28 protein-coding genes are annotated in these 26934 nt (G+C 76.6%); 8 read left to right on the forward strand and 20 right to left on the reverse strand.

All coding sequences use genetic code 11. The features are described 5' to 3' along the window. The first annotated feature begins 6 nt into the window (after positions 1-6). Positions 7-1884 (forward strand): 4-alpha-glucanotransferase, encoded by a 1878-nt coding sequence (malQ, locus tag ACWIX6_RS13635; protein WP_448612969.1) that lies wholly within the window; start codon positions 7-9, stop codon positions 1882-1884. Between the two features lie 73 nt (positions 1885-1957). Here malQ and ACWIX6_RS13640 read toward each other — a convergent pair whose 3' ends face one another. Beyond that, positions 1958-3370, reverse strand: a complete 1413-nt coding sequence (locus tag ACWIX6_RS13640) for a hypothetical protein (protein WP_448612970.1) — start codon at positions 3368-3370, stop codon at positions 1958-1960. Between the two features lie 123 nt (positions 3371-3493). On the opposite strand from ACWIX6_RS13640, the gene ACWIX6_RS13645 reads away from it, so the two are divergent. Both ACWIX6_RS13645 and ACWIX6_RS13650 read left to right on the forward strand, forming a co-directional pair. Next, positions 3494-3811 carry a hypothetical protein gene (locus ACWIX6_RS13645; RefSeq protein ID WP_448612971.1) on the forward strand — a complete coding sequence of 106 codons (318 nt, stop codon included), beginning with the start codon at positions 3494-3496 and terminating at the stop codon, positions 3809-3811. 80 nt (positions 3812-3891) lie between these two features. Beyond that, the gene (locus tag ACWIX6_RS13650; protein WP_448612972.1) at positions 3892-4089 is read left to right on the forward strand and encodes a hypothetical protein; all 198 of its coding nucleotides are present in this window, start codon (positions 3892-3894) and stop codon (positions 4087-4089) included. An 88-nt stretch (positions 4090-4177) separates the two neighbouring features. Here the strand turns inward: ACWIX6_RS13650 and ACWIX6_RS13655 are convergent, their stop codons facing one another. Next, on the reverse strand, positions 4178-5401 hold the full coding sequence (locus tag ACWIX6_RS13655; protein ID WP_448612973.1) for an MFS transporter: 1224 nt from the start codon (positions 5399-5401) through the stop codon (positions 4178-4180). Between the two features lie 68 nt (positions 5402-5469). Here ACWIX6_RS13655 and ACWIX6_RS13660 point away from each other — a divergent pair, with 68 nt between their 5' ends. Both ACWIX6_RS13660 and ACWIX6_RS13665 read left to right on the forward strand, forming a co-directional pair. After that, entirely contained in the window at positions 5470-5904 is a 435-nt protein-coding gene (locus tag ACWIX6_RS13660; protein ID WP_448612974.1) for a hypothetical protein, read from the forward strand. Then, positions 5901-6704 carry a DUF998 domain-containing protein gene (locus ACWIX6_RS13665; protein ID WP_448612975.1) on the forward strand — a complete coding sequence of 268 codons (804 nt, stop codon included), beginning with the start codon at positions 5901-5903 and terminating at the stop codon, positions 6702-6704. Before ACWIX6_RS13660 ends, ACWIX6_RS13665 begins: the two co-directional genes overlap by 4 nt. A gap of 18 nt (positions 6705-6722) precedes the next feature. On the opposite strand, the gene ACWIX6_RS13670 is transcribed toward ACWIX6_RS13665, so the two are convergent. The 4 genes from ACWIX6_RS13670 to ACWIX6_RS13685 form a co-directional block, all read right to left on the reverse strand. After that, a complete protein-coding gene (locus tag ACWIX6_RS13670) occupies positions 6723-7637 on the reverse strand; it encodes a DMT family transporter (RefSeq protein ID WP_448612976.1) in 915 nt (304 codons plus the stop codon). A gap of 99 nt (positions 7638-7736) precedes the next feature. Continuing rightward, the gene (locus tag ACWIX6_RS13675) at positions 7737-8495 is read right to left on the reverse strand and encodes an SDR family NAD(P)-dependent oxidoreductase (RefSeq protein WP_448612977.1); all 759 of its coding nucleotides are present in this window, start codon (positions 8493-8495) and stop codon (positions 7737-7739) included. A 122-nt stretch (positions 8496-8617) separates the two neighbouring features. Next, positions 8618-10072 carry a uracil-xanthine permease family protein gene (locus ACWIX6_RS13680; protein WP_448612978.1) on the reverse strand — a complete coding sequence of 485 codons (1455 nt, stop codon included), beginning with the start codon at positions 10070-10072 and terminating at the stop codon, positions 8618-8620. 214 nt (positions 10073-10286) lie between these two features. Then, positions 10287-12230, reverse strand: coding sequence for a helix-turn-helix domain-containing protein (locus tag ACWIX6_RS13685; protein ID WP_448612979.1), 1944 nt, complete (start codon positions 12228-12230; stop codon positions 10287-10289). A gap of 287 nt (positions 12231-12517) precedes the next feature. Between ACWIX6_RS13685 and ACWIX6_RS13690 the strand changes: the two genes are divergently transcribed. Next, a complete protein-coding gene (locus ACWIX6_RS13690) occupies positions 12518-13531 on the forward strand; it encodes a DUF2877 domain-containing protein (protein WP_448612980.1) in 1014 nt (337 codons plus the stop codon). Between the two features lie 13 nt (positions 13532-13544). On the opposite strand, the gene ACWIX6_RS13695 is transcribed toward ACWIX6_RS13690, so the two are convergent. Both ACWIX6_RS13695 and ACWIX6_RS13700 read right to left on the reverse strand, forming a co-directional pair. Beyond that, on the reverse strand, positions 13545-13952 hold the full coding sequence (locus tag ACWIX6_RS13695; RefSeq protein ID WP_448612981.1) for a RidA family protein: 408 nt from the start codon (positions 13950-13952) through the stop codon (positions 13545-13547). A gap of 48 nt (positions 13953-14000) precedes the next feature. After that, on the reverse strand, positions 14001-14780 hold the full coding sequence (locus tag ACWIX6_RS13700; RefSeq protein ID WP_448612982.1) for an AraC family transcriptional regulator: 780 nt from the start codon (positions 14778-14780) through the stop codon (positions 14001-14003). 114 nt (positions 14781-14894) lie between these two features. On the opposite strand from ACWIX6_RS13700, the gene ACWIX6_RS13705 reads away from it, so the two are divergent. Beyond that, the gene (locus ACWIX6_RS13705) at positions 14895-15491 is read left to right on the forward strand and encodes a LysE family translocator (RefSeq protein ID WP_448612983.1); all 597 of its coding nucleotides are present in this window, start codon (positions 14895-14897) and stop codon (positions 15489-15491) included. Positions 15492-15521: 30 nt separating this feature from the next. Here ACWIX6_RS13705 and ACWIX6_RS13710 read toward each other — a convergent pair whose 3' ends face one another. The 11 genes from ACWIX6_RS13710 to def all read right to left on the reverse strand — a co-directional run bounded on the left by ACWIX6_RS13710 (position 15522) and on the right by def (position 24378). Continuing rightward, on the reverse strand, positions 15522-15968 hold the full coding sequence (locus ACWIX6_RS13710; protein WP_448612984.1) for an SSI family serine proteinase inhibitor: 447 nt from the start codon (positions 15966-15968) through the stop codon (positions 15522-15524). An 18-nt stretch (positions 15969-15986) separates the two neighbouring features. Continuing rightward, on the reverse strand, positions 15987-16853 hold the full coding sequence (gene hisG / locus ACWIX6_RS13715; protein ID WP_448612985.1) for an ATP phosphoribosyltransferase: 867 nt from the start codon (positions 16851-16853) through the stop codon (positions 15987-15989). A gap of 99 nt (positions 16854-16952) precedes the next feature. Further along, on the reverse strand, positions 16953-17216 hold the full coding sequence (locus tag ACWIX6_RS13720) for a phosphoribosyl-ATP diphosphatase (RefSeq protein WP_448612986.1): 264 nt from the start codon (positions 17214-17216) through the stop codon (positions 16953-16955). Next, positions 17213-17743, reverse strand: coding sequence for a 6,7-dimethyl-8-ribityllumazine synthase (gene ribH / locus ACWIX6_RS13725; RefSeq protein ID WP_448612987.1), 531 nt, complete (start codon positions 17741-17743; stop codon positions 17213-17215). Before ribH ends, ACWIX6_RS13720 begins: the two co-directional genes overlap by 4 nt. Next, the gene (locus ACWIX6_RS13730; RefSeq protein WP_448612988.1) at positions 17740-19023 is read right to left on the reverse strand and encodes a bifunctional 3,4-dihydroxy-2-butanone-4-phosphate synthase/GTP cyclohydrolase II; all 1284 of its coding nucleotides are present in this window, start codon (positions 19021-19023) and stop codon (positions 17740-17742) included. The genes ribH and ACWIX6_RS13730 overlap by 4 nt, the downstream gene beginning before the upstream one ends. After that, positions 19020-19640, reverse strand: a complete 621-nt coding sequence (locus tag ACWIX6_RS13735) for a riboflavin synthase (protein ID WP_448612989.1) — start codon at positions 19638-19640, stop codon at positions 19020-19022. The genes ACWIX6_RS13730 and ACWIX6_RS13735 overlap by 4 nt, the downstream gene beginning before the upstream one ends. 1 nt (position 19641) lies before the next feature. After that, a complete protein-coding gene (ribD, locus tag ACWIX6_RS13740; protein ID WP_448612990.1) occupies positions 19642-20700 on the reverse strand; it encodes a bifunctional diaminohydroxyphosphoribosylaminopyrimidine deaminase/5-amino-6-(5-phosphoribosylamino)uracil reductase RibD in 1059 nt (352 codons plus the stop codon). Continuing rightward, entirely contained in the window at positions 20697-21368 is a 672-nt protein-coding gene (gene rpe / locus ACWIX6_RS13745; protein WP_448612991.1) for a ribulose-phosphate 3-epimerase, read from the reverse strand. Before rpe ends, ribD begins: the two co-directional genes overlap by 4 nt. A gap of 81 nt (positions 21369-21449) precedes the next feature. Beyond that, positions 21450-22898: an RsmB/NOP family class I SAM-dependent RNA methyltransferase gene (locus ACWIX6_RS13750; RefSeq protein WP_448612992.1), complete on the reverse strand. Its 1449-nt coding sequence runs from the start codon at positions 22896-22898 to the stop codon at positions 21450-21452. Further along, a complete protein-coding gene (locus tag ACWIX6_RS13755) occupies positions 22895-23824 on the reverse strand; it encodes a methionyl-tRNA formyltransferase (protein WP_448617001.1) in 930 nt (309 codons plus the stop codon). The genes ACWIX6_RS13750 and ACWIX6_RS13755 overlap by 4 nt, the downstream gene beginning before the upstream one ends. Then, a complete protein-coding gene (def, locus tag ACWIX6_RS13760) occupies positions 23821-24378 on the reverse strand; it encodes a peptide deformylase (RefSeq protein ID WP_448612993.1) in 558 nt (185 codons plus the stop codon). Before def ends, ACWIX6_RS13755 begins: the two co-directional genes overlap by 4 nt. A 61-nt stretch (positions 24379-24439) precedes the next feature. Here def and ACWIX6_RS13765 point away from each other — a divergent pair, with 61 nt between their 5' ends. Then, complete coding sequence (locus tag ACWIX6_RS13765) at positions 24440-24934, forward strand: hypothetical protein (RefSeq protein WP_448612994.1); 495 nt, start codon at positions 24440-24442, stop codon at positions 24932-24934. 26 nt (positions 24935-24960) lie between these two features. On the opposite strand, the gene ACWIX6_RS13770 is transcribed toward ACWIX6_RS13765, so the two are convergent. Further along, positions 24961-26925, reverse strand: coding sequence for a primosomal protein N' (locus ACWIX6_RS13770; RefSeq protein ID WP_448612995.1), 1965 nt, complete (start codon positions 26923-26925; stop codon positions 24961-24963). Positions 26926-26934: the final 9 nt, after the last annotated feature.

A 26934-nucleotide genomic window follows, 5' to 3' on the forward strand; every position in this document is an offset into this window, starting at 1 on the left:
CGACCCGTGACTGCGCAGCCGACGACGGACGCCTGGGGCATCGACGCCAGCTGGCTCGACGCCCTGGACACCGAACACACCATCGCCCCCGAGACCATCGAGCGGATGCGGGCGGTGATCGGGGAGCCGCCCGCCGACCTGCTGGAGACCGCCCCGATCGTGGCCCGGCCCGGCGACCCGCTGGAGGTGGAGGGCGGCGAGGTCGAGTGCGAGGACGGCGGGACCCGGCACGTCAGCGGCTCGCTGCCCGAGGACTTCCCGCTCGGCTACCACCGGCTGCGCACCCCCGATGGCCGGGACCGGCGGCTGATCGTCTCCCCCGGCCGGTGCTGGCTGCCCGAGCACTGGCGGGCCTGGGGCTGGGCGGTGCAGCTCTACGCCACCCGCAGCCGGCAGAGCTGGGGCATCGGCGACCTGCGCGACCTGCGGGCGCTGCGCGAGCTGGCCCAGGAGCAGGGCGCCGGCTTCGTGCTGGTCAACCCGCTGCACGCGGTCTCGCCCACGCCCGAGCAGGAGGCCAGCCCCTACCTGCCGGCCACCCGGCGCTTCCGCAACCCGGTCTACCTGCACGTCCCCGACGTGCCGCACCCCGACGACGTCGACGTGGAGGCCGAGGCCGGCCGCGCACTGTCCGACGGCGAGCTCATCGACCGCGACGCCGTCTGGGCGCACAAGCGCCGGGTGCTGCGCCGGGTCTTCGACGCCGGCACCGACCAGCAGGCCTTCCGCGACTGGTGGTGGTTCCAGGGCCAGCCGCTGATGGACTGGGCCACCTGGTCCGCGCTCGCCGACGCCCACGGCCCGGACTGGCACGCCTGGCCCGAGGAGCTGCGCGACCCGCGCGGCGAGGGGGTCGCGGCCTTCGCCGCCGCGCACGAGGACGAGGTCTCCTTCCACGCCTGGCTGCAGTACCAGCTCGACCAGCAGCTGACGGCGGCCACCGAGGGCCTCACCGTCATCCAGGACCTGCCGATCGGGGTGGCCGGCGGCGGAGCGGACGCCTGGGCCTGGCAGGACGTGCTGGCGTCGGGGGTCAGCGTCGGCGCCCCGCCGGACGCCTTCAACAGCTCGGGCCAGGACTGGGGCTCCCCGCCGCTGGTGCCCTGGCGGCTGCAGGCGGCCGACTACGAGCCGTTCGTCCAGTCGATCCGGGCCACCATGGCCGGCGCCGGCGGGCTGCGCGTGGACCACGTGATGGGCCTGTTCCGGTTGTGGTGGGTGCCGTCGGACGGGTCGGCCGCCGAGGGCGCCTACGTCCGCTACCCGCACGAGGACCTGCTCGACATCGTCGCCCTGGAGAGCCACCGCGCCCAGGCGATCGTCGTCGGTGAGGACCTCGGCACGGTCGAGGAGGGCGTCCGCGAGGCGATGGCCGCCCACGGCGTGCTGTCCTACCGGCTGCTGTGGTTCGAGGACGACGAGCCGTCGGCCTGGCCCGCCGAGGCGATGGCGGCCATCACCACCCACGACCTGCCCACCGTGGCGGGGCTGTGGACCGGTGCGGACGTCGCCGAGCAGCGCGAGCACGGCACCGGGACCGAGGAGGAACTGGAGCGCGGCCGGAGCTCGCTGCTGGCCCACCTGCCCGACGTGCCGGAGGGCGCCTCCCCGGCCGAGGCGGTCGAGGCGGCGCACCGCCGGCTGGCGACCGCCCCCTCGGTGCTGCTGTCGGCCACCCTGGACGACGCCCTGGCCGTCGAGCGCCGGCCGAACATGCCCGGCGCGGACGACCGGCCCAACTGGCGGCTGCCGCTGCCGGTGCCGCTGGAGGAGCTCGCCGGCCACCCGGGCGTCCAGGCGGTCGCCCGCGCGCTCGCCGAGGGCGTGGCGCCGCAGCTGCCCACCCAGAAGCGCAAGGGCGGGCGCAGCAAGAAGAAGAAGTGACCCGCCCCGCCGGGTGCCGCCCGCCACGGCGGCACCCGGCGGCACCCGGCGGCGGGGACCCGACCACCCGGACCTAGCGCCCCGGACGGGGCAGCGGGGTGCCCGGGCTGGGCTGCGTGGCCACCTGCCCCACGTCCCAGCCCGACCGCCAGGACGGCGTCCCGTCGGCCCGGTACACGACCAGGTTGCCGTCGTCCTGCATGGCCACCCAGGACGGCCCCTCGCGCCAGGTGCCGGTGGCCCACAGCGGGATGCCGTCGCCCCGGTAGGCGACCAGGTTCCCGTCCGCCTGCATCCGCAGCAGCCACCCGCCGTAGGAGCCCGCCGAGTACAGCGGCCGGCCGGTGGCCGAGTGGTACACGACGACGTTGCCGTCGTGCTGCAGGACGACGTGGTAGCGGCCGTTGGGCGAGGTGACCTGCTGGCCGCGGACCAGCTCGTCGCCGGCGCGCAGCACCGAGCGGTCCCAGCCGGTGTGCCAGACCGGCGTCGCGTCCGGGCGGTAGACGACGGTGTTGCCGTCGTCCTGCACGGTCAGGTACGCCCCCGGGTCGTGCCACGTGCGGGTGTCCCACAGCGGCCGGCCGTTGCGGTCGTAGAGGACGACGTTGCCGTCGGTCTGCACCTCCAGCACCGTCCCCGGGCGGCCCCAGGTGCCCGAGCTCCACAGCACCCGGTTGCCGGGGGCGTAGGAGACCAGGTTCCCGTCGGTCTGCATCTCCAGCCGGTACCGCCCGTCCGGCGAGCGGAGCGCCTGCCCGCCGGTCATCCGCTGCCCGCCGCGGAGGGTGTGCCCCAGCACCTGGCCGCCGGGGGCGGGCACGTCGGCCCGCGCCGGGACCTGCACCGGGGAGCTGCCGCAGGTCAGCAGCGCCGGGATCAGCGCCGCCTCCTCGGCCGGGTCGACGGTGAGCCCCCAGCGGTACTTCACCTGGGTCCACTCCAGCGCGTACCGGCAGGCGGTGCCGGCGGCGGGCGGCATCCACTCCGCCGGGTCGCGGTCGCCCTTGGCCCGGTCCACCTCGACGGTGACCGCGGCCAGGGTGGGCCCGAAGTCCAGGTCGTTGGCGTAGGCCTCCCGCTGGGCGGCCGACCAGGCGCCGGCGCCGGACGCCCACGCCTCGGCCAGCGGCACCAGGTGGTCGACCGCCAGCCCGGCCGGGTCCGTGCGCGTCACGCCGTCGTACCACGACGTCCAGCTGCCCTGTACCGAGCACTGGCCGGACACCGCGGCCGGGACCGTGGACTCGGCGATCAGCACCTCCTGCCGGGTGCGGCAGCCGTCGCCGTCGGCGTCCACGTCCTCGCGGAACAGACCGGGGCCGTACGGCGGGCTGGTGGACTCCGGGACGACGACGAGCCGGTCGAGCAGCTCGGTCGCGAAGACGGTCTCCGCCGATGCGGGCCCGGCGCCGACCAGGGCGCCGAGCCCCAGCAGCGTCGTCGTGACCCCGGCGCCCAGCAGCCTGCCCAGTCGTCTCGCCATCGGTTCCCCCACCGCAGCAGTCGTGACCCGCGACACGGTAGCGATCCGGCCCGTAGGGCCGGAAGTCCTTTTCCGGCGACCCGGTCTCGAACGCGTGTTCGATTCCCGTGGCATGCTCTCCCGGTGGCGGGCGGCATGCACCGGGGGCGGCACGGGAGCTCGCTCGCCGACCGGGCGGCCGGCTCCGGCGTCCCCGCGCCGGCGGGCCGTCCTCCGGCCGATGCGGACGGCGGGCCGCGGCGCCCGGCCGGGCAGGGGCACGGCCGGCACTGCTGGGTCCGTGACCCGCCCGACGCCCCGGGCATCTGGCCGGGCCTGCTGGTCGAGTGGCGGCAGCGGGCCGAGGGCTGGCACGGCCGGGTGGCCTACACCGTCGTCGGCGAGCACGGGCCGGTGCTGGTCGAGGCCTGGCTGCCGGCCGACCAGCTCAAGCAGGGGTGAGACGGTTGGGACGGCGGCGGGCGGGCTAACCGGTGGTCAGCCCGGTCCGCGCCCGCGGACCCCCAGAGCGGAGGACGACGATGAGCAGCCCGCAGGAACCCAACCTCGACGACGTGATGATCCCGACGGAGTCGGCGCCGCGGGACCGGCAGGAGCACGCCAAGGACCCGCACCTGTCCGACGAGGCGCTCGAGCACCGCACCGAGCTGGAGCGGCAGGCCGTCGGCTCCGACGACGCGAACCCGGCCGGCGCCCAGGAGCACGCAGCCACCGACTGACGAAGGACCCCCTCGCCCGCCACCACTCGCGAGCTCGCGGTGGGGCCCTGCGAGGGGGCTGGGGGCGGGGCCCGGGACGGGGCGGAGGTCAGGTCTGCCGCAGGGGGCGGGTGCGGCCCAGCACCAGGGTGAGCAGCAGCGCCCCGGCGGTGCAGCCGCCGGCGAGCACGACGACACCGGGCCAGCCCGCCCCCTGCCAGGCCCGGCCGGCCAGCGTGCCGCCCGCGGAGGCGCCCACGTAGTACCAGAACGAGTACAGCGAGGCCGCCTGGCCGACCGCCCGGCCACCGAGCTGGGCCCGGGTGGCCACCCAGCCGCTGGCCACCCCGTGCGCGGCGAAGAAGCCGACGGTGAGCACGCACAGCCCGGCCACCGTCCACCACAACGGCCGGGGCAGGGTCAGCGCCAGACCGGCCCCGACCAGCAGGACCGCCAGCGGCACCACCACCCGGCGGCCGGCCCGGTCGGCCAGCCAGCCCGCCACCGGGGAGCTGACCGAGCCCAGCAGGTAGGCGAGGAACACCAGGCTGGCCAGTCCCGGGCGGAGCGAGTAGGGCGCGGACTCCAGCCGGAAGGTGCCCGCGTTGTAGACGGCGGCGAAGCCGGCCATCAGCAGCGCCGCGAACCCGTAGAGGGCCAGCAGCGCCGGGTCGGTGAACCCGGCCGCGAGCTGGCGCAGCAGCCCGCCCTCCCGGGGCACCCGGGTGAAGCGACGCGAGGCCGGCAGCAGCAGCCGGACGGCGACCGCGCAGGCCACCGCCAGCACCGCCGCTCCGCCCAGCGCCGCCCGCCAGCCGCCCAGCTCGGTGAGGAACCCGGTCAGCAGCCGCCCGGTGAGACCCCCGATGGCGGTGCCGCTCACGTAGAGCCCGATCGCCCGCCCGCTCACCGACGGGTGCAGCTCCTCGCGCAGGTACGCCGCCGCCACCGCCGGCAGCCCGGCCAGGGCGAACCCCTGCAGGGCGCGGAGCACGAGCAGCACCTCCCACGCCGGGCTCAGCGCCAGCAGCACCGCGAGCACCGCCGTGGCCGCAAGGCTGGCGTGCAGCACCGGGGTCCGGCCGCGGCGGTCCGACAGCGGGCCCAGCACCAGCAGCCCGACCGCCAGGGACGCGGTGCTGATCGAGACGGCCAGCGTGGCCGCCGTCGGGGACACCGCGAAGGACCGGGACAGCTCGGGCAGCAGCGCCTGCGGGGAGTACAGCGTGGCGAACACCGCCAGCCCGGCGAGGAACACCGCCGTGGCCGCCCGCCGCAGCTCCGGGTCACCGGCCCGGTGCCCGGGCCAGGGCTCCTGGCTCAGCGGGTCCACGCCGGCTCCATGCCCCGAGCCTGCACCTGTGAGCGGGGGCACGGTCGCCGGGGTGCCAGGCTGGTGCCGTGACCCGACTCGCCGCCCCGGACGTCGCCTGCTGGGTGGTCAAGAGCAGCCGCCCGCCCGCCGTCCTGGCGCCGGGGTGGTCCCCCGGCGGCACGGTGCGGCTGACCCGCTGCCTGCGGCCGTCCTACCGGCTCGGCCTCATGCGGCCCGGGCAGCCCTGCCTGCTGTGGGTCAGCGGCCGCGACTCCCCCGGGGTGCACGCCCTCGGGCTCCTGGCCGGGGAGGTCGCCGAGGCGGGCGGTGGACCGGAGGTGCCGGTCGCGTTCACCCTGCTGGCCGAGCCCGTTCCCCGGGGGGAGCTGCTCGCCGACCCCGCCGCCCGGGACGCCGAGGTGCTCCGGATGCCGGCGGGCAGCAACCCCTCGTGGCTGTCCGCCGGGCAGTACGCCGCCGTCCTCGCGCACAGCCGCGGCTGGGATGATGGGCTCCCGTGACCCCTTCGCGCTACCGCCTGGGCGGGCTCGCCTGGCTGCTGACGCTGCAGTTCTTCGTCGTCGAGGCGATCGCGGCCCTCCGCTACGACGGCTACTCCTACGCCGCGGACGTGATCAGCGACCTCGGGACCGCCACGTCGCCCGCGGCGACGCTGATGAACGCCTCCTTCGTCGTGCAGGGCGTGCTGATCGCCGCGGGCGCGCTGCTGCTCGGACCGGGGCTGGCCGGGACCGGCGGCCGGGTCGCCCAGGTGCTGCTGGTCGCGGCCGGCGTGGGCGTGCTGCTGGTCGGGGTCTTCCCCTCCGACGGCAACGGGGCCGCGCACCTGGTCGGGGCCACCGTGCACCTGCTCGGCGGCGGGCTGGGGCTGATCGCACTGGCGTACGGCGTCCGCCCGCGCTCGGAGGCGCTGGGCACCGCGCTGGCCGTGCTCGGCCTGGCCGGGGTGATCGGCACGATCTTCTTCGGCGGGGCGGTGTTCCTCTTCCTCGGCGAGGGCGGCATGGAGCGGGTCGCGGCCTACGTGATCCCGGTCGGGCTGGCGGTCGCCGGCGTCGTGCTGTGGCGCCAGCAGGACAGCTGGTGGGAGCTGACCAACCCCGACGGGACGCCGACCCGCCGCCAGCTCCGCGAGGACGCCCGGCTGGAGCGGGCCCGCCGCCAGGCCGAGCGGGACGCCGCGCTGGAGGCCGCCGCCCGCCGCACGGAGCAGCGCCCGCCGGCGCGTCCGGCCGCCGGTGCCGGGGACGAGCCCGACGACTTCGACCCCGACGACCCCTGGGCTCCGCCCCGCCGCTGACCCGCCGCCGCCGCGGCCCTACCGGTGCTCGCGGCGGCGGTCCCGCCGGCGGGACAGCGCCACCCCGGCCAGGCAGACCGCCCCGCCGAGGACCGCCAGCGCCGGTGGGACCTCGTCCAGCAGCGCCCACCCGAGCAGCACGACCAGCGGCGGCACCAGGTACGTGCTCACGCCGAGCCGGCCGGCGTCGCTGCGGGCCAGCGCGTAGGCCCACGTGCTGAACGCCAGCGCGGTCGGGACCACCCCGAGGTAGACCATGCCCACGACCGAGGACGCCGGCGCCGTCGCCAGCTCGTCGGCGAGCGCGCCGGCCCACGGCAGGCAGACCACGGTGCCCAGGGCGCAGGCGGTCACTGTGACCTGCAGGCCGGGCAGCCGGCCCAGCAGCGGCTTCTGCGCCACCACCCCGGCGGCGTAGGTCACCGCGGCCACGATGCACAGCAGGCTGCCGACCAGGTCCGCGCCGGCCTGACGGGTCCCCAGGCCGATGAGCAGCACCCCGCCGAAGGCCACGGCGATGCCGGCCAGCAGCCACCGGGGGAAGCCCTCGCCCAGCAGCAGGCCGGCGAACACCGCGATCAGCACCGGGCCGACGTTCACCAGCATGGCCGTGGTGCCGGCGTCCAGGTGCTGCTCGGCGGCGTTGAGCGCCAGGTTGTAGACGCCGAACCAGCCCACGCCGCAGACCGCCAGCAGCCGCCACTCGGCGCCGGTGGGCCGGACCCACCGGCGCCGGGACTGCAGCAGCGCGAGGACGGCGGTGCCCACGGCGAGCCGGCCCAGCGCCAGGGCACCGGGCGAGAGGTCCTCCCCCACAGCCCGGATGCCGATGAACGCCGACGCCCAGGCCAGCAGGGTGAACGCGACGGCTCCGACGACCAGCGGGGGGACGGCGGTCGGTCGGGTACGGGTCGTCCCCGCGGCGGTGTGCACACCGGCACGCTATGTCGCCCCCGGCACCGGGTCCGGCGGGATCCGGCCGTCGCAGGAGGACTGGCCGTCCCGGCGCGGAGGTCGGCCGGGACGACGCGGTCAGCGCTCCTGGTCGGTGGGTCGGACGAGCACCTCGTTGACCGCGACGTGCGGCGGCTGGGTGACCAGGTAGAGCACCGCGCGGGCGATGTCCTCGGACTGCAGCCGGCGCATGGTGGCGTGCGTGCGCTCGGCGGCCGCCTTGGCCTCGGGCTGGGTGATGTGGCTGGTCAGCTCGGTGGCCACCGCCCCGGGCTCGACCAGGCCGATCCGGACGCCGCGGCCGGTGACCTCCTGGCGCAGCGACTCGCTGAAGGCGTTCACCGCCCACTTGCTGGCGTTGTACACACCGGCGCCCTTGCGGGCGGTCCGGCCGGCCACGCTGGAGATGTTGACGACGTCGCCGGACCCCTGCTCGACCATGCCCTCGATGGCCGCGTGGGTCATGTACATCAGGCCGAGCACGTTGGTGTCCATCATCCGCCGCCAGTCCTCCGGGTCGGCGCCGACGATCGTGCCCAGCAGCATCACCCCGGCGTTGTTGACCAGGACGTCGAGCCCGCCGAGCTCCTCGCGGGTGCGGGCGACCGCGGTGCGGCAGGCGTGCTCGTCGGTGACGTCGAGGTCCAGTTGCAGCACCCGGGCGCCGCCGTCCTGCAGCTCGGCCGTCAGCGCGTCCAGCCGGTCCTTGCGCCGGGCGCCGACGGCGACGGACGCGCCGGCCTCGGCCAGGGCGATCGCCGTCGCCTCGCCGATGCCCGACGACGCGCCGGTGACCAGCGCGACCTTGCCGTCCAGGGGGCGGGTGCCGTTCGTCATGCGTTCCTCCTCAGCCGGCCGCCGGGTGCGGCCAGGAGGTCCTGTGCCCGTTCGGCCGCAGGTCACGCCTGGGCACGGCACGGCACCGGCCCGGTCCCCGCACGGGGACCGGGCCGGCACGGCTAGTGGCGACGGGCGCCACGGTCGACGTCGGAGGGGTCGGCGCCGCCGGGGTCGTCGTCCACCCGGTGCCTCCCGCTGGCGCCCAGCGCCGGGCCGGTGCCGGACGGGTAACCGCCCTCGGCGGTGAGCGCGGCCTTCATCTCCGCCGGCGCCAGCGCCCGGGCCAGGTGCCAGCCCGCGACGGCGACGATGGTGCCCAGCGCGATGCCCGAGAGCGAGAAGTTCTCGGTGAACACGAGGGTCACGTTGCCGATGCCGATGATGATCCCGGCGGCCAGCGGCACCAGGTTGATCGGGTTGGCGAAGTCGACCCGGTTCTCCTTCCAGATCTTGGCGCCGAGCAGGCCGATCATCCCGTACAGGACGACGGTGATCCCGCCGAGCACCCCACCGGGGGTGGCGTTGACCACGGCGCCGAACTTGGGCACCAGTCCCAGCAGGACAGCCACCACGGCCGCGACGTAGTACGCCGCGGTCGAGTAGACCCGGGTGGCGGCCATGACGCCGATGTTCTCCGCGTAGGTGGTGGTCGGCGAGCCGCCGACGGAGGTGGCCACCACGGTCCCGACGCCGTCGGCGAAGACCGCCCGGCCGAGCACCGGGTCGAGGTCCCGCTTGGTCATCTCGCCGACCGCCTTGACGTGCCCGGCGTTCTCCGCGACCAGCGCGATCACCGCGGGCAGCACCAGCAGCGAGAAGTTGACCGAGAAGGACGGGCCGGTGAACTGCGGCAGGCCGAACCACGGGGCCGTGCTCACGGCCTCCAGGTTGACCCGGTCGTGCGTGGTGGCCTCGGTCGCCCCGCCCAGCACCGAGGTGATCGGGCCGGCGGTGGCGTCCAGCAGCAGTGACAGCAGGTAGCCGAAGACCAGGCCCAGCAGGATGGAGATGCGGGCCCAGAAGCCGCGCAGCGCCAGGGCGACCACGATGACGAAGGTCATGGTGGCCAGGGCCACCCACTGGTCCTGCGGCCAGTAGATGCCGGCCGCCACCGGGGCCAGGTTGAAGCCGATCAGCATCACCACGGCGCCGGTGACCGCCGGCGGCAGCACCCGGTTGACGACCCGGGTGCCGAGGAACTGGATGGCCACGCCGACCAGGGCCAGCACGATGCCGGAGACCAGGATGGCGCCGACGACGTCCGAGCTGTCCCCGCCCGCGGCCCGGATGGCCGCCACACCACCGACGAAGCTGGCGCTGGTGCCCAGGTAGGAGGGCACCTTCCCCTGCACGATGAGCAGGAAGATGATCGTCGCGATCCCGCTCATCATGATCGCCAGGTTGGCGTCCAGGCCCATGACCAGCGGGAAGACGAACGTCGCGCCGAACATCGCGACGACGTGCTGGGCGCCGATGCCCACGGTCAGCGGCCAGGACAGCCGCTCGTCGGGGGCCACCGCCTCTCCGAGCGGCGGCGTCGTGCCGTCTCCGTAGAGCTTCCACCCGAACGCCATGGGTCCTCCTGTGGCAGGCCACCGGCAACGGCCGAGCCGGATAGCTCAGCGCTGAGAAACCGCACAGTGACAGACCTCCGCCCGCCGCACCAGTGCCCCGGCCGCCCCGCAGGGACCCGCCGCTCGGTGGCCCCGTCCAGAGGCTCGCCCTGAGCTTGCGAGGGGTGAGGAGGACGGGGTCCTTCTGGAGCGGTGGGGGCAGCGGGGCCCTTCTTCATGCGAGCTGTTCGAGCCCGTCGTCCACGACGGCCGCGGCGGCGGACTCCAGCGGCGGGCGGTGCGCGGAGTCCAGGCCGCGCATGCGGGCGGCGTGCAGCGCGAGCAGCAGGTTCAGCCGGAGCGTCGGGTCGGTGGTGAAGGGCCCGAGCAGCCGCTCCAGCTTCCCGATCCGGTACCGCATCGTGTTGTAGTGGAAGTGCAGCCGGCGGGCCGACTCGGCCACGTTGAGGTTGGTCTCCAGCAGCACGCGCAGCGTCTCCCGCAGGTCGTTGGCGTCGGCGTCCGCGGACTCGGCCAGCGGGCCGAGCACCTCGTCGACGTAGGACCGCAGCTCGTTGCTGTCCGGGATCAGCGACAGCAGCCGGAACACCCCGAGCTGGTCGAAGTGGGTCACCGCGTGCCCGCCGTGGATCTCCTGCCCCACGACCAGGGCCCGCTGCGCCTGCTGGTAGGCCTCCCCCAGCGCGGTCAGCGCCTCGGCGGGGCGGCCGATGCCGGTGCCCAGCAGCCGCCCCACCCGGCGCAGCCGGCCGTTGACCCGGGCGGTGACCGCCGCGACCAGCCCGGAGACCTCCTCGGGGGTGCGGCCGTCCAGCGGCAGCACCGTGACGATCTCGGTGGACAGGCCCGCGACCGCCGCGCCGGCGACCTCGGCGTCCACCGCCGACCGCCAGCCGTCGGCCAGCCGGTCCAGCACGTCCAGGGCACGGGTGGGGTCGCCGCCGGAGTCGACCGTCTCGGTGGCGGTGACCAGGACGACGACCGGCCCGTCCAGCCGCCAGCCGAAGGACCGGGTGTAGGCCAGCACCCGCTCGGTGTGCCGGACGCTGCCGCCGACCAGCCGGCGGACCAGGTCGCCCTGGAACCGGAGCTCCACCGAGTGGACAGCGGCGTGCCGGATCTCCGACAGCGCGGCGATGACCGCCGCCTGCTCGAGGACCACGCCGGCGCCCACCAGCATCGGGCCGTGCCGGTTCACCGCGACCAGCCAGCCGTGCCGCTGGTCGCCGGCCATGATCGGGGCGACCGCGTACTCGCCCACCCCGCCGGGCAGCTCGTGGTGGCCGGGGACGAGCAGGATGCCGTCGGCCGGGGAGAGGTCGGCGTCGGCCAGCACGTTGGCCGGGGTGACGACGCTCTGGTCGGCCCGGTTGCCCGACAGCCGCCGGGACGGAGTGAGGTCGGCGAACGCGTCGTCGGCGGCGGCGTCCAGCAGCCATAGCCAGTCCCGGATCTCCTCGACGTCGGAGTCCAGCCCGGCGCTGGTGGCCACCTCGCGGTCCGGTCCGAGCCCCAGCACCGCGGCGCCGTCCAGGAAGGTCGACACCTGCCCGGTCACCTCGGCCAGCCCACCGCCGGACAGCGCGACGTCGATGAACTGGTTGTGCATCCGGTTGGCCAGGCTCAGCGCCTGGGTCTGCTTGTCGATGATGGCGCCGAGCACCTCGGCCACCACCTCGTCCAGGCGGGCGGTGGCCGGCAGGGCGAACACCGGGAAGCCGCGCCGGTCGGCCTCGGCGAGCAGCTCGGCCGGCAGCCCGGTGACCACCTCGCCGTTGAGCGAGCGGTCGCCGGTGCGGTAGGCCAGGGCCGCGCTTCCGCCGCGGTGCAGCCGCTCGACCAGCGCCCGGTACTGCGCGGGGTCGGCCCGCGGCAGCGGTCCGCCGAGCACGATGAGGACGTCGGGACCGGCTCCGGAGAGCGGGTCGGCCGGGTCGTCGACGACGACGTGCCGTACCACCCGGCGTTCACCGGTCGCGCCGGCGACGATCACGGTGCCGGTCATCCCGGGCAGCGCGAGGACCTGTTCCACGGCCAGCCCCATGCTGTCCTGCAGGGCGCTCCGGTCGGCCGGCGGCACCTGTGACAGCACCGGTTCGACGGACGCAGCGACCGGACTGAAAGTAGCCAGCCGGTCGCGGTGCGCAGCGAAACTCACGGACGTCTCACGCTCAGTCACTCTACGTTCCCCCAAGTGCCATGACGGGTCGTCCGTCCGCTTGATTCTGTCAGACGTCCCTGGACGGGCGCACCCATCCTTGGCGAGAATCGCCATACAGGGCCGGACGACGCGCCATCTAGGTTCGTGTTCCGGCACTGGCCCGGGTCGGATGGTAGGCGCCCCTCACCGCACGGTGGGCTCCTCCCCTCCACCCGCGACGAGGGAGTCCGGGACGGGGCTGGCGTCATCTGCCTGACCCGTTCACCGCACGGGTGGGAGGTCCCATGCGCACCATCGACGGAGGTTCCGGCAGCCAGGGCGAGGCCGGGGCACGGCAGACCGCGCCTGCCGGGCAGGCTGCCCGGGCCGGCGTCCCGACCATCCCGCTGCCCCGCGCGTCGGCCGCGGCGGCCGCCGCCACCGGCGCCGCGCTGCGCACGGCCGGTGCGGCGGTGCCCGCACAGGCCAGCACCGGCGTCGCCGAGCTGCTCCGCGGCCCCGTGCGCGAGGCGCGCGTGCTGCTCTCCGTGCCCGCGGCGGTCTACCTGACCGTGCAGACGCCCGGTGGCTCGGACGTGGTGGGCGTGCTGACCGCGGACGCCGCCCGGCTCCCGTTGGGCTGCGTGCTGTTCCGGCCCTCCAACGGACGCCCCCTGGTCTCGGTGCCCAGTGGCGCGCCGGCGCAGGTGGGCGGCGGACGGGTGACCGTCGGCGACCTGACCGTGCGCGCCGCCGCGTGGTGGGACCCCCGCCCCAAGCTGCCCACCGCCCGGCCGGCGCTGCTGCCCGAGGGCGTCCGGATGCTCCGCGCCGCGGTGTACGGGGAGGGCGTGCCGCACAGCGCGTTCACCCTGCCCGGGCTGCCGAGTGGGCCCAGCGGCCCGCTGGCCGCGCTGCGCGGCGCCGTCCGCCGCGCCGACCTGGACGCCGCGCTGCGCACCGCCACCCGGTTGGTGGGACTGGGCCCGGGCCTGACCCCCGCCGGTGACGACGTGCTGGCCGGCACCACGGCGGGGCTGGTCCTGCTCGGTCACCCGGCGGCGGAGCGCTTCGGCGCCGGCGTCACCGGACTGGCCGCCGGTCGCACCACCGAGCTGTCCCGGGCGCTGCTGCGGCACGCCGCGGCCGGCCGGGTCAGCGGCGAGTACGCCGCCGTGCTGCGTGCGCTGGTCGGTGACGGCGCCCTGGCGCCGGCGCTGGCGGCGCTGCTGGGCGCCGGGTCGACCAGCGGCCGGGCGCTCGCGCTGGGCCTGTGCACGGCGATCGACCTGGTCGACCGGACCACCCGCCCGCGCTGACCCCCCGCCCGGGTCAGCGCACCGCGGCCAACACCTGCACCTCGACCAGCTGGTCGGGGTAGCCGAGCACCGTGACGCCCAGCAGCGTGCTGGGCGGGTCGTGGTCGCCGAACCCCCGGCGGACGACGTCCCAGGCGGCCACCAGGTCGCGTCGGTCGCCGCTGGCCACGTACACCGTCGAGACGACGACGTCGGACAGTCCCGCTCCGGCGGCGGCGAGCGCCTCGCCGAGGTTGGTCATCACCTGCCCGGCCTGGCCCGCCACGTCCCCTGGAGCGACGGTGCGCCCCTGTGCGTCCAGCGGGCAGGCGCCGGCGGTGCACACGAGCCGGGCGCCGGGAGCGACGGAGGCGGCGTAGGCGTACGGCGCGTACGGGCTCAGCCCGGGGACACGGAGCAGGTCGACAGGGCCGTCGGGCACCCGCCCAGCCTCGCAGCCACCCGCTGACCCCGCATCGGCGTCCGCCGGTCAGCGGGTGAGGGCGGCCCAGCGCGCCGGGGTGAACCCGTAGGCCTGCTTGAACTGGCGCGTCATGTGGCTCTGGTCGGCGAAGCCGGCGTCGGCAGCCGCCCGCGCGAGGGGTCGTCCCTCGCCGATCGCCGTGCGGACCAGGGCCAGCCGCCGCTGGGTGCGGTACCGGGCCGGGCTGGTGCCGAACGCGCGCCGGAAGTGACGGGCGACGGTGTAGCGGTCGGTCCCGGCGACCTCCTCCAGGGTGGCGGCGGACGTGTGCTCATGGGCGTGCGCCGCCAGGTGGTCCCGCACGGCCGCCATCCCGGAGAGGTCGATCCGCTCGATGGAGGGCTCCGGGGCGTCGCCGAGCCTGGTGAGGCAGTCCGCCACGATGCCCACCAGCTCGACCCGGCCGAGCTCGTCGATCGGGTCGTCGACGTCGGCGAGCAGGGCGGCGAGCGGCCCGGCCGGGCCGCCGGCCCCGTGCACCGGGTCCGCGACGAAGGGCAGGGGTCTCCGGCCGACCGCGTCGCGCACCAGCTCCGGGGCGATGTACAGGATGCGGTAGCCGAACCCCTCCGCGGTCCCGGCAGCGCCGTCGTGGACCTCGTCGGGGTGGAGGACGTGCAGCTGGCCGGGCAGGCAGGCCCGGCGCGACCCCCGGTAGCCGAAGGTCTGCACCCCGAAGGTGGTCATCCCCACCGCGTAGAAGTCGTGACGGTGGGACGCGAACGCGGACCCGTGCAGCCGCACCTCGGCGCGGTCGATCCCGGGCACCGCCGGGCCGAAGCGCACCCGGCTCGACCCGGGGCCGCACGATCGTGCAAGACCTCCGACGTCCGGCACCGTTGGCTCTGGCGGCATGAGTGCACGGTATTGCGCCCGGCGGGCGCCGACAGGTGGACGACGGTGCGCTGGGAGGCGGTAGCCCCGCTGCTGGTGGCGTCGCTGGCGATCATGGGGAGCCCCGGCCCGACCACCATCAGCCTCGTCGCGGCGGCGTCGGCGTTCGGGGTCCGGCGGACGGTCCCCTACCTGGTCGGGGTCGTCCTGGGGACGACCGCCGTCCTCGTCGCGGTCGCCGCCGGGATCACCACCGCCCTGCTCCTGGTACCGGGGCTGGGCACCGTGCTGCTCGTGGCGTCGGCCGGCTACGTGCTCTGGCTCGCCTTCCACATCGCCACGGCCCCGCCACTGGCCGGACGGACCGCCACGTCGGCGGCACCCACCCTGGCCGGCGGTGCGCTCCTCGGGGTGGCCAACCCCAAGGCCTGGGTCGCCATCGCCGCCGTGTTCGGCAGCTCCACCCTCGCCGCGGACGCCACCGTGGACGCCGTCGCCAAGCTGACCCTGCTCGCCGGGATGATCGTGCTGATCCACGTGGCGTGGCTCTGCGCCGGGATACCGCTGGCCCCGCTGCTGCAGCGCCCGCGGCCGTCCCGCGTGCTCAACGTCGTCCTGGCCACCGCGCTGGTCGTGGCGACGGCGCTGGCCTTCCTGGGGTGAGGCCGCCGTGGGCCCTGGTACCCCGGCCGGTCAGTCCGGCAGCACCCCGACCGGGCCGGGCAGCAGCGGGCCGAGCTGGTCCCACTGGGTGATCCGGCAGCCGTCGGTGCGGGACAGCGACAGGTCGACCGGCTCCCCCCGCCAGGTGCCGGTGACGGAGGCGGTCTGCGGACCGCCGTACTGCTCGGTGCACATCGTGTCCGCCGGCAGCGGGGCGAACGGGTCGTCCAGCCCCTGCAGGTGCGCGCAGGCCGCCTCGGCATCGGGCAGGTCGCCGGCGACGGGGTCCCCGCAGGTGAGGGAGTACCGCTCGACCGGGCTGCCGTCCCCGCGGTCCACCTCGACCTGCAGGTCGTCCGCCGCCTGCTGGGTGCTCCCGGCCGCCGCGCCGTCGCCGGCGCCCGAGCTGCCACCGGCGCAGGCGGCCAGCACCGCCAGCGACAGCAGCAGCAGCGCAGCGCGGGACGGCCGGGTCATGCCGTCATCCTGCCGCGGCTAGATGCGGCAGGCGTGGATGCTGGTCACCAGGATCGCCCGGGCGCCGAGCTCCCACAGCTCGTCCATCACCCGGTTGGTGTCGCTCTGCTCGACCATCGCCCGCACCGCCGACCAGCCCTCGGTCTGCAGCGGGCTGACCGTGGGGCCCTCCAGTCCGGGGGTGATCGCGGTGGCCGCCGGGAGGATGGCGTTGGGGCAGTCGTAGTCCAGCATCACGTACTGGCGGGCGACCAGGACCCCGCGCAGCCGGCGCCGCAGCTGGGCCACGGCCGGGATCTCCTCCGCGCCGGCGCGGCCGACCAGCACGGCCTCGCTGGCGAGCACCGGGTCGCCGATGATCCGCAGGCCCGCGGCCCGCAGCGTCGTCCCGGTCTCCACCACGTCGCACACGGCGTCGGCGACGCCGAGCCGGCAGGCGGTCTCCACGGCGCCGTCGAGCTTCACCACGCTGGCCTTGATGCCGGCGTCGTCCAGGTAGCGCTCCAGGATCCCCGGGTAGGCGGTGGCGATCCGGGTGCCCTCCAGGCGCTCGGGCCCGTCGATCGGGGAGTCCACCGGAGCGGCGAACCGGAACGAGGAGCGGCCGAAGCCGAGCGTCATGACCTCGACCGCCGCCGCCCCCGCGCCGTCCGGCGGGGTGGTCTCCAGCAGCATGTCCCGGCCGGTGATGCCGACGTCGAGCCGGCCGGCGGCGACGTAGACGGCGATGTCGCGGGGACGCAGGTAGAAGAACTCGGTGTCGCTGTCCGGGTCGTAGACGGCGAGGTCCTTGGTGCTGCGCCGCTGGCGGTAGCCGCTCTCGGCGAGCATCGCCGCAGCCGGCTCGCTCAGGACCCCCTTGTTGGGCACAGCGACGCGCAGCACGGAACAGCTCCTAGCAAGACGGTGGACAGCGGCCTTGTCGGCCCTCCTGCAGGGTCCCACCGCGAGCTCGCGAGCGGTGGGGGGCAGGAGGGTCCTTTCTCAGAGGTGAGCGTAGACGTCCTGCAGCGTCAGCCCCCGGGCCAGCATGAGCACCTGCACCCGGTAGAGCAGCTGACTGATCTCCTCCGCCGTCCGCTGCTCGCCCTCGTGCTCGGCGGCCATCCAGGACTCGGCGGCCTCCTCGACGACCTTCTTCCCGGCGGCGTGCACGCCGTCCCGGACGGCGCTCACCGTCCCGGAGGCCTCGTCGCCGGCGGCCACCTTCTCGGCGAGCTCGGCGAAGAGGCTGTCGAACGTCTTCACGCCCCGGGCTCCCGGGCGCCGGCCGGCTGCGCCTGGAAGCCGGTGGCGCGCTGCGGGCGGCGGAGGTCGCGCAGCACCAGGGCCGTGGCCAGGGCCGCGGCGGTGGCCTCCCAGCCCTTGTCCTCCGCGGACTCGTCCATGCCGGCGCGGTCGCGGGCCTGCTGCTCGCCCTCGGTGGTCAGCACCCCGTTGCCCACCGGCGTGCCGGCGTCGAGCGACACCCGGGTCAGCCCCGCGGTGACGGAGTCGCAGACGTACTCGAAGTGCGGCGTCCCGCCGCGGACCACCACGCCGAGTGCGACGACGGCGTCGTGCGTGCCGGCCAGCGCCTGCGCGACGACGGGCAGCTCGATCGCGCCCGGGACCCGGACGACGGTCGGCTCGGCCACCCCGGACGCCTCGGCGCACGCCACCGCCCGGGCCAGCAGCGAGTCGCTGATGTCGGCGTGCCAGCGGGCCGCCACGATCCCCAGGGTCAGCCCCGCGGCGTCGATCGGCTCCTGCTTCGGTGCTCCCGCCCCACTCATACCGGCTGCTCGTCGTGGCGCATCGGGATGTCGCTCCCCTTGTGGACGGCTGCGCCGTCCGGCTCGATGATCTCCAACAGGTGTCCCATCCGGTCGCGCTTGGCGCGCAGGTAGCCGACGTTCTCGGCGGTGACGTGCGTCGGCAGCGCGACGCGGCCGGTGATCTTCAGACCGTATCCCTCGAGCCCGGCGCGCTTGGCCGGGTTGTTGGTCAGCAGCCGCATGGTGTGCACGCCCAGGTCGACGAGGATCTGCGCGCCGGTGCCGTAGTCCCGGGCGTCGGCGGGCAGCCCGAGGTCGAGGTTGGCGTCCACCGTGTCCACGCCGGCGTCCTGCAGCTGGTAGGCCTGCAGCTTGTGCAGCAGGCCGATCCCACGGCCCTCGTGCCCGCGGATGTAGAGCACCACCCCGCGGCCCTCCTGGGCGACCGCGGCCAGCGCGGCGTCCAGCTGCGGGCCGCAGTCGCAGCGCAGCGACCCGAACACGTCGCCGGTCAGGCACTCGGAGTGCACCCGGACCAGCACGTCCTGCCCGTCGGCGATGTCCCCGTAGACGAAGGCCACGTGTTCCCGGTCGTCGTAGGAGCTGCGGTACCCCACCGCGGTGAACTCCCCGGGCCGCAGCGGCACCCGCGCCTCGGCGACCCGCTCGACCAGCTTGTCGAAGCGCTTGCGGTAGGCGATCAGGTCCGCGATCGACACCATCACCAGGTCGTGGTCGTCGGCGAACACCCGCAGCTCGTCACCGCGGGCCATGCCGGTCGGGTCCTTCTCGCTGACCACCTCGCACAGCGTCCCCGACGGGCGCAGCCCGGCCAGCACGGCCAGGTCGACGGCGGCCTCGGTGTGCCCGGGCCGGCGCAGCACCCCGCCGTCCTTGGCCCGCAGCGGCACGATGTGGCCCGGCCGGGCGAGGTCGGCGGAGGTCGACTCCGCCGACGCGAGGGTGCGGATGGTGGCCGCCCGGTCGGCGGCGGAGATGCCGGTGGTGATGCCCTCCCGGGCGTCCACGGTCACCGTGTAGGCGGTGCCGCGACGGTCCTGGTTCACCCGGAACATCGGGGGCAGGTCCAGCCGGTCGGCGTCGGCCTCGGTCACCGCGACGCAGATGTAGCCCGAGGTGTACCGCACCATGAACGCCACCAGCTCCGGCGTGGCCAGCTCCGAGGCGAAGATCAGGTCGCCCTCGTTCTCCCGGTCCTCGTCGTCGATGACGACCACCGGGCGGCCGTCCTTGACCGCGGCGATCGCGTCCTCGATCGAGTCCAGCTGCCAGCTCATGCCCGGGCTCCCAGCAGTCGCTCGACGTACTTGGCGATCACGTCCACCTCCAGGTTGACCGGGTCACCGGCGGCGCGCTCCCCGAGGGTCGTCTCGCGCAGGGTGGTCGGGATCAGGCTGACCTCGAACCACGGCTCGGGGGAGTCGGCGAGGGCGCTCACGGTGAGCGAGACGCCGTCCACCGTGATCGAGCCCTTCTCCACCACGTAGCGGGCGAGGTCGGCCGGGACGGCGATCCGCACGACCTCCCAGTGCTCCCCCGGCGTCCGGGACACGACGGTGCCGACGCCGTCCACGTGGCCCTGGACGATGTGGCCGCCCAGCCGGGTCTGCGCGGTGACGGCCCGCTCGAGGTTGACCCGCTCACCGGTGCCCACGGCGCCCAGGCTGCTGCGCCGGAGCGTCTCGGCCATCACGTCGGTGCTCCACACGGAGGTGCCCTCGGCGCCGTCCGGCTCGACGCCGGTGACGGTCAGGCACACCCCGTTGACGGCGATCGAGTCGCCCAGCGCGACGCCGTCGACGGCCTTGCGCGCGCGGATGCGCAGCACGGCGCTGTCACCGGCGTCCTCCCGGACGACCAGGGTGCCGACCTCTTCCACGATTCCGGTGAACACGTCAGCTCCCTCCTGGGCTCGGGTCGTCCCCACCAGTGTGCCGGGTGGGGCGCAACCGGATCTGCACGTCCCCGCCCAGGGCGGTGACGTCGCGGACCTGCAGGTGCAGCGCCGCGGCCATCGTGGGGATTCCCAGGTCGCCGACCAGCCCGGGCCCGGCGCCCAGCAGCTGGGGCGCCAGGTGGACGACGACCTCGTCGACCAGCCCGGCGCGGAGGAACGCGGCGGCCAGCGTGGGGCCGCCCTCCAGCAGCACCCGGCGGACGTCGCGGCCGAACAGCTCGGCCAGCAGCGCCGCCGGGGTGGCGGCCCGGCTGACCAGCGTGGGCGCGGCGCCGTCGAGCACCCGCGCGGTGGCCGGCAGCCGGCCGCGGCGGTCGAGCACCACCCGCAGCGGCTGGCGCGGCGCCGGGCGCCCGTCGGCGTCGCGGACGGTGAGCTGCGGGTCGTCGGTGAGCGCGGTCCCGGAGCCGACCAGGACGGCGTCGCAGGTGGCCCGCAGCCGGTGCACCTCGGCGCGGGCCTGCGGGCCGGTGATCCAGCGGCTGGTGCCGTCAGCGGCGGCGACCCGCCCGTCCAGCGTGCTGGCCACCTTCCAGACCACGTGCGGACGGTCCTCGCGCACCCCGGTCAGCCAGGCGGCGAGGGCGCCCTGCTCGGCCTCGGCCCGCTGGACGCCGAGCTCGACGTCCACGCCGGCGGCCCGCAGCCGGGTCGCTCCCCCGCCGGCCAGCCGGGTCGGCTCCGGCACGGCGACCACCACCCGGGCGACGCCGGCGGCCAGCAGCGCGTCGGTGCACGGGCCGGTGCGCCCGGTGTGCGCGCACGGCTCGAGGGTGACCACGGCGGTGCCGCCGCGGGCCCGCTCCCCGGCCTGGGCCAGCGCGTGCACCTCGGCGTGCGCGCCGCCCGGCGGGGAGGTGGCCCCCTCGCCCACGATCCGCCCCGCGGCGTCCAGGACCACCGCGCCCACCGGCGGGTTCGGGCTGGTGGTCCCCAGCACCCGCTCCCCCAGCTCCCGGGCCCGGGCCATGGCGCCGAGTTCGGCGGGGGTGGTCACCGAGGGACGGCGGCGGCGGCCAGCGCGCGCAGGCCGGCGATCGCCGCCGCCGGGTCGTCGGCGCCGTAGACCGCGGAGCCGGCCACGAAGACGTCCGCGCCCGCCTCGGCGGCCTGCTCGATGGTGTCGGGGCTGATGCCGCCGTCGACCTCGAGGAACAACCGCAGGTGGCCGGTGTCGACCAGCCGGCGGGCCTCGCGGACCTTGGGCAGCACCTCGGGCATGAAGGACTGCCCGCCGAAGCCCGGCTCGACGGTCATCACCAGCAGCGTGTCGAAGTCCGGCAGCACGTCGAGGTAGGCCTCCAGCGGGGTGCCCGGCTTGATGGCGAGCCCGGCCAGCGCGCCGGCGGCCCTGAGGTCGCGGGCGACGGCGCGGGGGTCGGTGCAGGCCTCGGCGTGCACGGTGACGTTGCGGGCACCGGCCTCGGCGTAGCCCGGAGCCCAGCGCTCGGGGTCGGTGATCATCAGGTGGCAGTCCAGCGGGACCGGGCTGACCGCCTGGACCGCCTGCATCACCGGCAGCCCGAAGGTCAGGTTGGGCACGAAGTGGGCGTCCATCACGTCGAAGTGCAGCCAGTCGGCGCCGGCGACCCGCTGCACCTCGTCCGCCAGCCGGGCGAAGTCCGCGGACAGCAGGCTGGGGGCGATCATCGGTTCCCGGGGCACCCGGTGATCGTAGGTGCGCTCCCGACCCCGCCCGTCCGGGGTGGACGACGCCGCGGCGCCCGTCGGGTCAGGGCAGGGCGACTACCGGGTCCGGCGGAGCAGGGCGATGAACATGGCGTCGGTGCCGTGCCGGTGCGGCCACAGCTGCCCGTGGTCGCCGCGCGCGAGACCCGGCACCTCGGGGAACAGCGGCGCAACCGGCAGCACCTCGACGTCGTCCCGGCCGGCCGCGGCCTCCACGACCGCGATCGTCTCGGCGGTGTGCGGCGAGCACGTCACGTAGGCCACCACGCCGCCGGGCCGCACCGCGGCCAGCGCGCCGTCCAGCAGCGCCCGCTGCAGCTCGGCCAGCGGCGCGACGTCCTCCGCGGTGCGCCGCCAGCGGACCTCCGGCCGGCGGCGGAGCGCGCCCAGCCCGGTGCAGGGCGCGTCGAGCAGCACCCGGTCGAAGGACCCGGCCGGCCAGTCCGGCGCGGTGCCGTCGGCGACCCGGACCTCCACGTCGGGCTCCCCCTCCAGCGCCGCGCGCACCAGCTCGACCCGGTGCTCGGCCCGGTCGGTGGCGGTCAGGTGCACGCCGGCCGGCCGGACGGCGGCCAGCAGCGCGGCCTTGCCGCCGGGCCCGGCGCACATGTCGAGCCAGGCGGCGTCCGGGCCGTCGAGGGCGGCCCGGGTCAGCGCCAGGGCGGCCAGCTGGCTGCCCTCGTCCTGGACCGCGGCGTCGCCGGAGCGCACCGCGGGCAGCCTGCCGGGGTCGCCTCCGGGCAGCCGGACGGCGTACGGGGACCACGGCCCCGGCTCGCCCCCGGACTCGGCCACCAGCTCGTCCCGCGGGACCCGCCGGGCGACCAGGTGCACCTCGGGGGCGGCGTCGTCGGCGAGCAGCGCCCGCTCCAGCTCGGCCGGGTCGCCCAGCGCGTCCCGCCAGGCGTCGACCACCCAGCGGGGGTGGTCGGTGGCCAGCGCCAGCCGGGCGTCCTCGTCCGCCGACGCGAGGGTGGCCACCCAGGCCTCCCGGTCCCCGCCGGCGGCGACCTTCCGGAGCACGGCGTTGACCAGGCCGGAGGCGCCGGTGCCGACGATGGCCCGGGTGAGCGCGACGGTGGTGTCGACCGCGGCGTGCGCCGGGACCCGCAGGTCGACGATCTGGTACGCGCCCAGCCGGAGCAGGTCGAGCACCCGCGGGTCGAGCTCGGCCAGCGGCCGGGACACCAGCGTGGCGAGGACGGCGTCCAGGGTGCCGGTCGCCCGCAGCGCGCCGTAGGCCAGCTGGGTGGCGAACGCCGCGTCGCGGGGCTCGAGCTGCCGCTCGCGCAGCAGCTGGGGCAGCAGCAGGTTGGCGTAGGCGGCGCGGCTGGACACGCCGTCCAGCACGTCGTAGGCGGTCAGCCGGGCGCCGTCCAGGACCGGGCGGTGCCGCCGCTGCGGCGGGCGCTGGTTCCCCGGCCGCTGCCCGCGGCCACCGGCGCCGGCCCTGCCGCCCCGGCCGGCGCCGCCGGACCTGCCCGAGGGTCGTGGCGGGTGGCTCATGCGCCCAGCCTCTCCCCCGGCGCCGGCCGGGCGCCGCGTGCCCAGTCCGCGGCCGGCAGCATCGTCCGGCCGGCCGGCTGCACCGGGCCGAGCTGCACCGCGCCGCGCCCGGTGCCAACCAGGACACCGGCCGGCCCGACCGCCAGCTCCCCCGGGGCCAGGTCGGGCCCGGAGGGCTGCGGCAGCACCGGGCCCAGCCGCAGCCGGTCCCCCCGCCACGTCGTCCACGCCCCGGGAGCCGGGGTCACCCCGCGGACGCGGCGGTCCACCACGTGCGCCGGCAGGTCCCAGTCGACCCGGGCGTCCGCGGTCTCGATGCGCGGGGCCAGGCTGACGCCCTCGGCCGGCTGCGGCTCGGCGACCAGCGTGCCGGCGGCGATCCCGTCGAGGGTGGCCACCAGCAGCCGGGACCCGCTGACCGCCAGCCGGTCGAGCAGGTCGCCGGCGGTGTCGCGCGGGCCGATGGGCTCGGTGACGACGCCGAACACCGGTCCGGTGTCCAGGCCGGCCTCCAGCTGGAACGTCGCCGCCCCGGTCACCTCGTCGCCGGCCATGATGGCGTGCTGCACGGGCGCGGCGCCGCGCCAGGCGGGCAGCAGCGAGAAGTGCAGGTTGACCCAGCCGTGCCGCGGCACGCCGAGGGCGGCCGGCGGCACCAGCGCGCCGTAGGCGACCACCGGTGCGCAGTCGACGGCGAGGCCGGCGAGCTGCTCCAGGAACTCCGGCTCCCGCGGTGACCGGGGCTGCAGCACCGGGATGCCGGCCGCGTCGGCGCGCTCGGCGACCGGGGACCGGCTGGTCCGCCGGCCCCGCCCGGAGCGCGCGTCAGGCCGGGTGAGGACGGCGGCCACCTCGTGCGCGGAGCCCAGCAGGGCGTCGAGCGCGACGACGGCCGGCGCCGGCGTCCCGGCGAACAGGAGCCTCAGTGCGGGCTCACCTTCACCACCGGCGCCGGGACCGGCTCGCCCGAGGGGAGGTAGGCCTGCTCGCCCTGCCAGGCGGCGTCCTTCAGCACGTCGAGCGCGGCGGCGCGGGCCTCGGCGTCCAGGCGGTCGACGAACAGCACCCCGTCGAGGTGGTCGGTCTCGTGCTGGATGGCCCGGGCCAGCTTGTGCGACCCCTCCACCCGGATCGGCTCGCCGTACACGTCCCAGCCGGTGGCGGCGACGTAGAGGTGCCGGCGGCAGCCGAAACGGAAGCCGGGGATCGACAGGCAGCCCTCGGCGTCCTCCTCGGTCTCCTCGCCGACCGGCGTGACGTCGGGGTTGACCAGGTGGCCGACCTCGCCGTCGACGTACCAGGTGAACACCCGCAGGCCGACGCCGATCTGCGGCGCGGCGATGCCGGCACCGCCGGCGGCGTGCATGGTGTCGGTCAGGTCGGCGACCAGCTGCCGCAGCTCGGCGTCGAAGTCGACGACGGGGGCGGCCGGGGTGCGCAGCACGGGGTCGCCCATGATCCGGATCGGGGTCACGCTCACCGGGCGATCGTAGGTGGCGCCGTTGCGCGGCCGGGCGGGGAGACCTGGCTAGGGTGCGGACATGGCCTCGCTCACACGCCATCGCGTGCGCGCCGTCGTCAGCTGCGTCCTCGACGGCGTCCTGGTCGGGGGCGCCGAGGCAGCGCTGGAGCTGCCGGCCCGCTCCCGGCAGCGCGCCACGGCCTACGGGGTGCTGCTGACGGTGACCGCCGTCGACGCGCTCGCCCCGGAGCTGCCGCAGCTGCGCCGCGCCTTCCACGGCCTGACGCCGGACCCGACGCCGCCGGCGGACCGGACGGCGGTGCTGCGCTCCGGGCTGGTGTGCGGCGCCTGGGGGCTTGCCGCCACCGTCGCCCGCGGGCCGGCCGCGCAGGCGCTGCGCGGCCGCGGCCACCGCCGTCCGCACCTGCTGCTCGGCCTGGTCACCGGCCTGGCCACCGCGCTGTCCACGCTGCCGGTCTGGTGGGACCGGGCGGCCGCCCGCGCGGCCGCCGACGAGGCCTCCGAGGCGCTGGACCGCGAGCTGGAGGAGCTGCTGGCCGACAGCGGCCGCTGACCGTCACCCGGGCCGGTGCCGCCCGGTCAGGCCAGGTCGAGCGGGTCGAGCTGCACGCGCACGTGCTCGGTGGCCTTGCGGGCGCTGCGCACCCCCTGCACCTCGTGCAGCGCGCGGGCCAGCGCTACGCCCGAGGTGCGCGGCACCCGCACCAGGTAGCGCTCGCGGTCGCCGTCGGCGGCCGACGGCGCCCCGGGACGCGGCGGCTCGGGCACCGGCCCCAGCACGTCGGCGTTCGGGGGCAGCCGCAGCGCGTCCAGGAACTCCCCCAGCGCCGGCGGGAACGCCGACAGCGCGGCGATCCGGGTGACCGGGGGGAAGCCCAGCGCCCGCCGGTCGGCGAGCTCTCGCGCGGCCAGGCCGGCCGGGTCCCAGCGGACCAGCGCCTGGACGACCGGGTGCCCGGCGTCGGCGGCGACGACGACCTGCCCGCCGGCGCGGACCAGCGTGGCGGCGTTCAGCCACCGGCGCATGGTCTCCTCCCCCGCGCGGAGGTCGGCCCGGCCCAGCAGCGCCCAGGCGTCCAGCAGCAGCGCGGCGCCGTAGCCGCCCTCGACGACCGGCTCGGCACCTGGGGTGGCCACGACCAGCGCCGGGCCGGGGGGCGCGGTCGCCAGCACCCCCGACCCGCGGCCGGACACCCGGACGACGGCCCCGGGGAAGGCCCGTCCCAGCTCCTCGGCGGTGCGGGCCGAGCCGACCACCGAGGCGCGCAGCCGGGTGCCCGAGCAGTGCGGGCAGACGAAGGCGGCGGCCGGCCGGGCGCACCAGCGGCACGCCGCCACCCGCGAGCCCCCCGTCCCCGGGGTCGCGGACACCCCGAGCGGACCGGCGCAGTGCGCGCACCGCGCGGGCGCCCGGCACCGCTCGCAGGACAGTCCCGGGGCGTACCCGGCGCGCGGCACCTGCACCAGCACCGGGCTGCCGGCGGCCAGCGCCTCGCGGGCCACCCGGAAGGCCAGGCTGGGCAGCCGGGCGCTGCGGGCGGCCGGGTCCCGCTCCTGCTCGAAGTCGTCGCCGACGGCCTGCACCCGCGGGGCGGCGGCGCGCAGGGTGGCCCGGTCGGCGACCAGCTCGTGCGCCCAGCCGGACTCCACCAGCAGCGCCGCCTCGGCGGTGCGGGCGGTCCCGGCCACCACCGCGGCGCAGGAGGCCAGGTGCGCGCGGTGCACCAGCACGTCGCGGGCGTGCGGATAGGGCGCGCGGGGTTCGGCGTGCAGGTCGTCGCCGTCGTCCCAGACCACCACCAGGCCCAGGTCGCGGACCGGCGCGAACACCGCCCCGCGGGTGCCCAGCACCACCTGCGCGCTGCCGCGGGACGCGGCCAGGAACCGGGCGTAGCGGGTGTCGGGCGAGGAGTCCGCGCGCAGCACCGCCACCGACCCGGCCGGCAGCAGCGCCTCGGCGGCGGCGGCCAGCCGATCGAGGTCCTTGCCGTCGGGGACGACCAGCAGGGCCCCACGACCGCCGGACAGCGCCGCCTGGGCGAGCTCGGCCAGCCGGGTCGGCCAGTCCTCGGCCGGCAGCGCCGTCCACACCGCGCGGGCGGGGCGGCCCTCGGCGACCGCGGTGAGCAGCGAGGCCCCGGCCGGGTAGCGGGCGAAGCCGGCCGGGTCGGGGCGCGGCGGGGCGGGCGGCGGGTCGGCGGCCGGGCGCTTCTCCGGCGCGCCCCGGCGGGGCGGCAGCGCCAGCCGCAGCACGTCGGTCAGCGACCCGGCGTAGCGGTCGGCGACCGAGCGGGCCAGCGCGGCGACCTCGGGGGTGAGCACCGGCTCCCCGGACACCAGCTTGGCCAGCGGGGCGAGCCGGCCGGTGTGCTCGGTGCTGTCGCCGAGCTCCAGGACGACGCCGTCCACCAGCTTGCCGGCGAACCGGACCCGCACCCGGCAGCCGGCGCGCACGTCCTCGGCGAGCTCGTCGGGGACGGCGTAGTCGAACGGCCGGTCCAGGTGCGCCAGCGGCACGTCGACGACGACCCGGGCGATCAACACCGCGCCAGT

Source organism: Modestobacter sp. URMC 112, assembly GCF_053502575.1.